The 6076-nt window shown below is 69.3% G+C and carries 8 protein-coding genes; 4 read left to right on the top strand and 4 right to left on the bottom strand.

All coding sequences use genetic code 11. The features are described 5' to 3' along the window. Both VGV06_07830 and lhgO read left to right on the top strand, forming a co-directional pair. Positions 1–387, top strand: a 387-nt coding sequence (locus VGV06_07830; GenBank protein HEV2055067.1) for a transposase, incomplete at its 5' end; no start/stop codon positions are given. Between the two features lie 483 nt (positions 388–870). After that, positions 871–2085, top strand: coding sequence for an L-2-hydroxyglutarate oxidase (gene lhgO / locus VGV06_07825; protein ID HEV2055066.1), 1215 nt, complete (start codon positions 871–873; stop codon positions 2083–2085). Here the strand turns inward: lhgO and VGV06_07820 are convergent. Beyond that, entirely contained in the window at positions 2082–2501 is a 420-nt protein-coding gene (locus VGV06_07820; GenBank protein HEV2055065.1) for a cyclic nucleotide-binding domain-containing protein, read from the bottom strand. The two genes, lhgO and VGV06_07820, sit on opposite strands and share 4 nt — an antisense overlap. Positions 2502–2540: 39 nt before the next feature. On the opposite strand from VGV06_07820, the gene VGV06_07815 reads away from it, so the two are divergent. Both VGV06_07815 and VGV06_07810 read left to right on the top strand, forming a co-directional pair. Continuing rightward, positions 2541–3980 carry a trypsin-like peptidase domain-containing protein gene (locus tag VGV06_07815; GenBank protein ID HEV2055064.1) on the top strand — a complete coding sequence of 480 codons (1440 nt, stop codon included), beginning with the start codon at positions 2541–2543 and terminating at the stop codon, positions 3978–3980. A gap of 24 nt (positions 3981–4004) precedes the next feature. Then, positions 4005–4160 carry a rhodanese-like domain-containing protein gene (locus tag VGV06_07810; GenBank protein HEV2055063.1) on the top strand — a complete coding sequence of 52 codons (156 nt, stop codon included), beginning with the start codon at positions 4005–4007 and terminating at the stop codon, positions 4158–4160. Between the two features lie 6 nt (positions 4161–4166). On the opposite strand, the gene VGV06_07805 is transcribed toward VGV06_07810, so the two are convergent. The 3 genes from VGV06_07805 to VGV06_07795 all read right to left on the bottom strand — a co-directional run. Then, entirely contained in the window at positions 4167–4583 is a 417-nt protein-coding gene (locus tag VGV06_07805; GenBank protein HEV2055062.1) for a DCC1-like thiol-disulfide oxidoreductase family protein, read from the bottom strand. Next, on the bottom strand, positions 4580–5701 hold the full coding sequence (locus VGV06_07800; protein HEV2055061.1) for a nitronate monooxygenase: 1122 nt from the start codon (positions 5699–5701) through the stop codon (positions 4580–4582). Before VGV06_07800 ends, VGV06_07805 begins: the two co-directional genes overlap by 4 nt. Positions 5702–5714: 13 nt before the next feature. Beyond that, positions 5715–6076, bottom strand: a 362-nt coding sequence (locus VGV06_07795) for a gamma-glutamyltransferase (protein ID HEV2055060.1), incomplete at its 5' end; no start/stop codon positions are given.

Here is a 6076-nt window from a genome sequence, read left to right as displayed (position 1 = left end):
GTCACCGCCGCCGCCTTCGTCGCCACGATTGACGACGTCCAGCGCTTCCGACACGCCCACCAGGTCGAGGCCTACCTCGGCCTCGTCCCGCGGGAATTCAGCTCCGGCGAGAGCCAGTACCGCGGGCACATCACCAAAGTCGGCGACGCCCGCATGCGCTGGCTCTTGATTCAAGTCGCCGTCTCCATCCTCCGGCGCCGCCCGCCCGAGGCCAACGCCCTGCACGCCTGGGCCCTCCGGATCGCGGTCCGGCGTGGCCAGCACGTCGCGGTCGTCGCGCTCGCCCGCCGCCTGGCCGGCATCCTCTATGCGCTCCTCCGCGATGGGAGCGTGTTCACCCCACGCGCCGCTCCGCATCCCGATCCTGTCCACGCAGTCCCCGCGTGAGCAGACTGGACTCACGCATGCGTATCCTGGTCTCTCGGAGGTTCGATGGGTGGGTGAGCGCGAATGTTCCCTTGGCCGTTGTCCCAGGGCCGCCGCGTAGATGGCGCCCCCACCCCTCGACTCCCCTCCTGCGCCGGCGAGCGCTGACACGCTCGCCCTTGACGAGCGCGAATAGAAGGCTGATGGAACCTCGCGAGACCGGAGAGCACGACCATTGCTGAGCAGTGAACGCGGAATGCGAAGTAGGAGGGACACGACGACTTGACCCGGTCAGCCGCTTCATAGAAGGTAACATAAAACTCGTTCTCAGTCATGACCCGCCTCGCGCAAGGGTCTTCCCCCGGGGTCTGCCTTGTCACAGCGCGGATAAGCCCCTCCCACTTTGCGGCGATCCTGCCAGAGCAGGGATCAGAGGTCAAATTGGGGCCTTGAATTACAGAGCTGGTCTGGTCAAACCCGTCGCGGGCTGATATCCTGCCGGCCGTGACTCAGGCCTCGGACATCGCGATCATCGGCGGCGGCATCGTCGGCCTCGCCACCGCGCTCGCCCTGACGGACCGCTACCCGCGCGCGCGCCTCGTGCTCCTCGACAAGGAGCCGAAGCTGGCCGCGCACCAGACGGGGCACAACAGCGGCGTCATCCACTCCGGCATCTACTACAAGCCGGGCTCGCTCAAGGCGCGGCTCTGCGTGGAAGGCGCCCGGCTCATGAAGGCCTTCTGCACCGAGCACGGCATCCACTGGGAGCCCTGCGGTAAGCTGATCGTCGCGACGGACCCCGGCGAGCTCGGCAGGCTCCAGAGTATCCGCGAGCGCGGCGAGGCCAACGGGCTCAGCGGGCTCAAGGTGCTGGAGGGGGCGGAGATCAAAGGCTACGAGCCCCACTGCCGGGCCGTGCGCGCGCTTCTCGTGCCGGAGACCGGCATCGTGGACTATGTCCAGGTCGCCGGGAAGATGGGCGAGCTGCTGAAGACCCGAGGCGTCGAGATCATGACGGGCGCGGGCGTCTCAGCCATCCGGCGCACGGGGCAGGGGCTCGTGCTCGAGACGGCGCGGGGCCCGGTCGAAACCCGCTTTCTTGTCAACTGCGCGGGGCTCTATTCCGACTGCGTGGCCGGTCTCATGGGAATCCGCCCCGAGGTGCGCATCATCCCGTTCCGGGGCGAGTACTACATGCTCCGCCCCGAGCGCCGCTCGCTGGTGAAGAACCTGATCTACCCGGTGCCCGATCCGGAGTTCCCGTTCCTGGGCGTCCACTTCACGCGCACCGTCCACGGCGACGTCGAGGCGGGCCCCAACGCCGTGCTGGCCTTCGCCCGCGAGGGCTACACGCTGGGCACGGTGCGGCCGGGCGAGACGCTGGGCATGCTGGGCTACGCGGGCTTCTGGCGCATGGCGCGGCGCTACTGGAAGATGGGCGCCTACGAGCTCTACCGCTCGGCGAGCAAGGCGGCCTTCGTGCGGTCCCTCCAGAAACTGGTGCCGGACATCAGGGAGGATGACATCGAGCGGGGCGGGGCGGGTGTGCGCGCCCAGGCCGTGAGCCCGGACGGGTCGCTGGTGGACGATTTCCGGATAAGCGTCACTGAGGGCGCCGTGCACGTGGTCAACGCGCCCTCGCCGGCGGCTACGGCGTCGCTCGCCATCGGCCGCCACATCGCCGGCCTGGCGGCCGACACGTTCCGCCTGAAAGCCTAGCCGCTCTTCCCGCCCTCTCCGCCCTCGGCCTCCCGCGCCCGGTTCTCGGCGTCGCGCGCCCGCTCTTCCGCGGCCAGCATGCGCCCCGAAAGATCCTTGATGATCGCCATGGCCAGCGCGGGGTTGGTCCGCACCAGGGCCTCGAGCCGGTTGGCGGGGATGAGCAGGAGCGTGACGGGTTCGGCCGCGATGGCCGTGGCGGAGCGGGGGGCGTTCCTGAACAGCGCCAGCTCTCCCAGCAGCTCGCCCTTGCCCTGCACGCGGAGGAGCGTGTCCTTTCCGCCCAGGTTCTTCCTGATCTCGACCTTGCCCTCGTGGACCAGGAAGGCCTCGCTCTTGGCGTCGTCGCCTTCCTTGAATATGACGTCGCCCGCTTTGAACGTTCGGCTGGGAGTTTCTCCACTCGGACGGCTCATGCGCTTCCCTCTTGGTATAGAATAGCCAGCGGTACGCCTATGATACGCCGATTCACTTTCTCGCTGGCCTTGGGCCTCCTGATCGGGGCGGGCGGGGCGCTCCCCGCCCATGCCCAGCAGGGGCTGTCCGTCGAGGAAACCAACCTCCGCGCCAAGCCCGCCACGGTCCTCATCATCTCCGAGGTCTCCGCGGAAGTAACCCTCAACTGTGGCGGCGGTTCCGAGACCGTCAAGCCGGCGGCCTTCCGCGAGACCGGAACGGGTTGGTTCATCGACCCGACCGGCTGGGTCATCACCAACGGCCACGTCGTCCAACCCGCCCACGAGACGCCGCGCTGGCTCGTGAACCAGATGGCCCAGCGCGCGGTGACGACGGCCTGCCTGGGAGCCGCACTCAAGTCGGCGGGGCTCCTGCCGGGTGACAAGCCCGAGGACGAGGACAGGCTCAAGCGTCGCCTGCTCGACAAGGTCCTGCCCACGGTCAAGGTGACGATCAACCCGCAGGTCTCCGTCAAGCTCTCGAGCGGCATGCGGCTCAAGGCGGAGGTGAGGAAGTACGCTCCGCCTGCCAGCGCGGAGGTCGGCGCCCCGTCTGGCCGTGACCTCGCGCTCCTCAAGGTGCCCGACGGTAACTACCCAGTGCTGGCGCTGGCCGACTCGACGGTCCAGATCGGCAATCCGATCCGCATCCTGGGATACCCTGCGGTGGTCCTCACGCACGAGCTGCTGAACGAGTCCGCCAGCCTCGACGCCTCGGTGACCACTGGCGCCGTCTCGGGCTTGAAGAAGGACAAGGCCGACCGTCCGTTCATCCAGACCGACGCGTCAGCCGCCTGGGGCAACTCGGGCGGGCCCGCCATCAACGCCAAGGCCGAGTTGGTCGGCGTCCTCACCTTCGTGTCGGTCGCGCCCGGAGCCGAGGGCAGCATCGTCCAGGGCTTCAACTTCGCCATTCCGGCCCAGACGGTGAAGAACTTCGTCGCCGGCACGCCGGTCAAGCTCAACCAGCCGGGCAAGTTCAACCAGGTGTGGTTCGCCGGGCTCCACGACTTCTTCACCGAGGACTGGAAGGGCGCCAAGCGGAAGTTCGAGGACGCGGACAAGATCCAGCCCGGGCTCGTGGATGTGAAGCGCATGCTCGGCGAGGCGGCTGAGAAGGTGAAGAACCCGCCGCCCAAGCCCTTCCCGTGGTTCTGGGTCACCATCGGCGTGACCCTGCTCTCCGCCGGCGGCTACGGGGCGCAGGTCGGCCTCCGCTGGCAGAAGAACCGCTACCGCGTGGGGCCCTCCGAGGTCATCAAGCTTTTCGAGAGCGGCAAGGAGCCGGTCCTCCTCGACACGCGCCAGCAAAAGCAGTACGACCAGAATCCTATCAAGATCCATGGCTCGATCAGGCTCTCCCCCGAGGACCTCAAGAGCGGCGGGGCAACCAGCCTTGACCTCGATATGACGCGCCCGGTGGTCGCCTACTGCACCTGAATGGACGAGCACACGAGCGCCAGTATGGCGCGCGACCTGAGGAAGCTGGGGTTCAAGGACGTCAAGATCCTGAAGGGCGGGCTTGGGGCATGGGCCAATGCGGGGCTGCCCCTCGAGACGCGCACAGATATCTCGGCAGTGGGTCAGGAGATGTACAAGGCTCTTCTCAGCGGCAGCTAACCCGCGTCAGTCCTCAAATCGCGCCCGCAGCTCGGGTGGGGTGACGGGGCAGGTATCTGTTGGTCTTCTGAAGAGCCGGTAGCGCACGCGCGCGATCCCGTCGTAACCGAGGTCCCGGATCCCCTTCGGCACCAGCGCGAGGAGTCCTCCCAGTAGCCGCCACGGCCAGCCGATTCGCTCCAGGATGTGGATCACGGCCGCGCTCCGCGCGAGGAGCGTGCCGTCGGCGGTGAGGACCACGATGCTGTCCGGCAGCCCCGCCCGCACAGCCTCGGGCACGAGGCGGCGGAAGGCCTCGCTGCCGAGCGCGGCGAAGCGGAAGCGGGAGCCGTCCCGGTCGCGCGCGATCGCGAAGCGGACGGTGCGGTGGCAGAGCCCGCACCCGCCGTCGTAGAAGACCATGGAGCGGCGGGCCGCGCTCACCCCAGCTGGACCCGTTCGCCCAGCGCCCGCAGGGCCGCACGCGCCTCGCGCACCAGGGTCTCCACGACCTCCGAGGCGCCCGGCAGATCGTGGATCATGCCGACGCTCTGCCCCGCGTGCATGGGAGAGTACTCGCGGTTCTGCTGCTGGGTCGCGGCGGCAAAGATGTCTTGCGCCGCGTTCAACTGGAGCAGGGCCGGCAGGACAGGCGCGTCCGAGGCCGCGTACCCATCGGTGAACGCGTTCCTGAGCGTGCGCGCGTAGAGCCCGGTGAAGGCGTCCGTTACCGTGGTCGCGTCGCTGCCCTGTTCGAGGAGCGCTTTTTTCCAGAACTCGGCGGCCGCCGAGTCACGCGTCGCCACGAAGCGGGTCCCGAGCAGCGCGCCGACCGCTCCCAGCGCGAGCGCCGCGACGATGCCGCGGCCGTCGGCGATGCCGCCCGCGGCGATGACGGGGAGATCCACGGCGTCCACGATCTGGGGAATGAGCGCCATGGCGCCCACCTGGGCCGCTTCCCGCGAGGCGGGCTTGACCCAGGTCGAGCGGTGGCCGCCCGCCTCGCTGCCCTGCGCGACGACCGCGTCCACGCCCGAGGCCGCCACGGCGCGGGCGTCGTCCACCGTCGCCACCATGGCGATGACCTTGACGCCCCGCTCGCGGCAGCGGGCGACCATCTCGCGTCCCGGGTTGCCGAGCCCGATGCTCCACACCGGCACCCGCTCCTCGAGGATGACCTCGAAGGCCTCGTCGATCACGTCGGGCACGGGGCCCGGACGCCCCGTCGTGGTCGGGATGCCCAGCTGAGCGCGGAACGTGTTGAGCGCCCCCTGAACGCGGCGGACCGATTCTTCGGACAGGGCGGCCGGATCGACCGGGGGACGGATCTGCGTGTGAAGCCAGAGGTTGACGCCAAAGGGGTGGTCGGTCAGCTCACGCACGCGCCGGATGCCCTTGCGGAGCTCCGCGGCGGAGAGCCTGAGCCCCGCCAGGATGCCGAGCCCGCCGGCTCGCGAGACCTCGGCGACGAGCTCCGGGCCGGCGACCGAGCCCATGCCGGACTGAAGAATCGGATACTCGATCTTGAGGAGATCGCAGAGCGAGGTCCGCAGTCGGTCCATGAGGTGCCCTCCGTCAGAATCCGAGCGCGGCGCCGTCGGCGCGCGGGTCCGAGCCGCCGGCGAGGCCGCCATCCGGGTCGAGCCATATGCACTGCGCGTGGCCGAAGAGATCGTCCCAGTCGCCGCCCATCTTGATGTCGTGGCCGCGGGCCGCGAGATCGCGCGCCAGATCGGCGCCGTACCTGCCTTCGAGATTGAGGAAGCGCGAGGGCGCGCCCCACGTCCGCCCGTAGAGCCAGCGCGGCGCCTCCACGCACGCCTGGGGGCCGAGCCCCCGGTCGAGGCGGCGCGTGAGCAGCGCGGCCTGCGTCTGGGGCTGCCCGTCGCCTCCCATCGTCCCATAGGCGAAGCGCGGCCTGCCGCCTTCCAGGTATA

The sequence above is a fragment of the Candidatus Methylomirabilota bacterium genome (assembly GCA_035936835.1).
In the GTDB taxonomy this organism is placed as follows: Bacteria; Methylomirabilota; Methylomirabilia; order Rokubacteriales; family CSP1-6; genus AR37.
This window is presented reverse-complemented; position numbering and strand designations above follow the sequence as displayed.

Coding starts and splice junctions, on each gene's coding strand:
- VGV06_07800 (HEV2055061.1), bottom strand. CDS start 5,701: ATGGACCGACTGCGGACCTCGCTCTGCGATCTCCTCAAGATCGAGTAT.
- VGV06_07815 (HEV2055064.1), top strand. CDS start 2,541: ATGATACGCCGATTCACTTTCTCGCTGGCCTTGGGCCTCCTGATCGGG.
- VGV06_07810 (HEV2055063.1), top strand. CDS start 4,005: ATGGCGCGCGACCTGAGGAAGCTGGGGTTCAAGGACGTCAAGATCCTG.
- VGV06_07820 (HEV2055065.1), bottom strand. CDS start 2,501: ATGAGCCGTCCGAGTGGAGAAACTCCCAGCCGAACGTTCAAAGCGGGC.